A 2,835-nucleotide genomic window follows, 5' to 3' on the forward strand; every position below is an offset into this window, starting at 1 on the left:
TGGGCGGCCCGGGCGACCGATGCCCGCCGCGACGCGCTGGCCACGGCCTTCCGGGAGATCTCGGAGGCCGCGGCGGAGGAGTTCGTCGGCGAGTACGCGGGCGACGTCGCCGTCGTCACCGGTGCCGGCAAGGGTTCCATCGCCGCGGCGGTCACCGGCCGCCTCCTGGCCGGTGGCGCCACGGTGGTCGCCACCACCTCGAGCCTCGACCAGGGCAAGCTGGCGTTCTTCAAGGATCTCTACCGCTCCAACGCCCGCGGTGGCGCGGCGCTGTGGGTCCTGCCGGCCAACATGACGTCCTACTCGGACGTCGACGCGCTGGTCGAGTGGGTCGGCTCGGAGCACTCGGAGTCGGCCGGCGGTCAGACCACCGTGCTCAAGCCGGCGCTCACGCCGACGCTGCTGTTCCCGTTCGCCGCACCGCGCGTCCAGGGCTCGATGGCCGACGCCGGCCCGCGGGCCGAGACGGAGATGCGCGTCCTGCTCTGGAGCGTGGAGAAGCTCGTCGCCGGGCTCGGCGCGATCGGCGCCGACACGGACGTCGACTCCCGCCTGCACGTGGTCCTGCCGGGCTCGCCCAACCGCGGCATCTTCGGCGGCGACGGCGCCTACGGCGAGGCCAAGGCCGCGCTCGACGCCATGATCGCCAAGTGGGGTTCGGAGAAGGCCTGGTCCCAGCGGGTGACGTTCGTCCACGCGATCATCGGGTGGGTCCGGGGCACCGGACTCATGGGCCACAACGACCCGCTCGTCGAGGCCGTCGAGGCCGCGGGCGTGTCCACGTGGTCCACCGCGGGGATGGCCACCGAGCTGCTGCGCTGGTGCGCACCGGAGTTCCGCGAGGCCGCCGCCGAGAAGCCGGTCACCGTGGACCTCACGGGCGGGCTCGGCACGGCCGACCTCGACATGTCCGCGCTCGCCGCGGACCGGCCCACCGCCTCCGCGACGACCCCGACCGAGGACACCGCCGGCACGATCGCCGCGCTGCCCTCGCTGCCGACGGTCGCCGCCGACGAGCGGCCCGAGTGGGGCGAGGTCACCCAGGACCTCGAGGACATGGTCGTCATCGTGGGCGCCGGCGAGGTCGGCCCCTACGGCAGCGCCCGTACCCGCTTCGAGGTGGAGACCACCGGCGACCTCACCGCCGCCGGCGTGGTCGAGCTGGCCTGGTCGACGGGCCTGATCACGTGGGAGGACTCGCCCCGCGCGGGGTGGACCGTCACGGCCACCGGCGAGGCGATCGACGAGGCGGACATCGCCGAGCGGTTCCGCGGCGAGGTCCTGGCCCGGGTGGGCGTGCGCACGTACGCCGATGACGCCCGCGCCGAGATGTTCGACAACGCCGCACCGCAGCTGACCTCGGTGTTCCTGCCGGAGGACCTGTCCTTCGTCGTGGACGACGAGGCGCAGGCCCGCGCCTACCTCTCGGACGACCCGGAGAACACCGTCGTCACGCAGAGCGAGGACGGGGAGTGGACGGTCGCCCGCAAGGCCGGCACCGAGATCCGCGTTCCGCGCCGCACGATGCTCACCCGCGTGGTCGGTGGCCAGATCCCGACCGGGTTCGACCCCACGGCGTGGGGCATCCCCGCGGACATGGTCTCCGGCATCGACCGGGTGGCCGCGTGGAACCTCGTGGCCACCGTGGACGCCTTCATCTCGTCGGGCTTCACCCCGGCCGAGCTGCTGGCCCACGTCCACCCGGCCGACGTCGCCAACACGCAGGGCACCGGCATGGGCGGCATGACGAGCATGCGCTCGCTGTACATCGACGGCATCCTCGGCCGCAGCCGCGCCAACGACACGCTGCAGGAGGCGCTGCCCAACGTCGTGGCCGCGCACGTCATGCAGTCCTACGTCGGCGGCTACGGCTCGATGGTGCACCCGGTGGCGGCCTGCGCCACCACCGCGGTGAGCGTCGAGGAGGGCTTCGACAAGATCCGCGCCGGCAAGGCCGAGTTCGTGGTCTCCGGCGGGTTCGACGACCTGTCCATCGAGGGCATCCAGGGCTTCGCCGACATGTCCGCCACCGCCGACTCCGCGGCCATGGCGGCCAAGGGGATCGACGAGCGGTACTACAGCCGGGCCAACGACCGCCGTCGCGGCGGGTTCGTCGAGTCGGCCGGCGGTGGCACCATCCTGCTCGCCCGTGGTGACGTCGCGGCCCGCATGGGCCTGCCCGTCCTGGGCGTGGTCGGCTGGGCCGGCTCGTACGCCGACGGCGCGCACACCTCCATCCCGGCTCCCGGGCTGGGTGCGCTGGGCGCCGGTCGCGGCGGGAAGCGCTCGCCGCTCGCCCGCGGCCTCGCCCAGCTGGGCCTGACCGCCGACGACGTGGCCGTGGTGAGCAAGCACGACACCTCGACCAAGGCCAACGACCCCAACGAGTCGGACCTGCACGAGCGTCTCGCCGAGGCGATCGGCCGGTCCGAGGGCAACCCGCTGTTCGTGGTGTCGCAGAAGACGCTCACCGGCCACGCCAAGGGCGGTGCCGCGGCGTTCCAGCTCATCGGGCTCACCCAGATGCTGCGGTCGGGCACCATCCCGCCCAACCGCTCCCTGGACTGCGTCGACGACGTCCTGGACCACCACCGGCACCTAGTGTGGCTGCGCGAGACGCTGCAGCTGGGCGGCGACCTGCCCCTCAAGGCCGGTCTGCTCACCTCGCTGGGCTTCGGACACGTCTCCGGCCTCATCGCCGTGGTGCACCCGGAGGCCTACCACCGCGCCGTGGCCGCGGCGTACGGCGAGGACGAGGCCGAGCGCATCCGCGAGGCCGGCCTGCGCCGCGAGCGCGAGGGCGCCCGGCGCCTGACCGACGCCATCTACGGCGGC

The 2,835-nt window shown here is 73.7% G+C and carries 1 protein-coding gene; it reads left to right on the plus strand.

The features are described from left to right. Window positions 1-2,835, plus strand: a 2,835-nt coding sequence (locus HMPREF3086_RS02565) for a beta-ketoacyl synthase N-terminal-like domain-containing protein (RefSeq protein WP_305790922.1), incomplete at both ends; no start/stop codon positions are given.

Origin of the sequence: Dietzia sp. HMSC21D01 (assembly GCF_001815995.1) — a bacterium.
In the GTDB taxonomy this organism is placed as follows: Bacteria; Actinomycetota; Actinomycetes; order Mycobacteriales; family Mycobacteriaceae; genus Dietzia; species Dietzia cinnamea.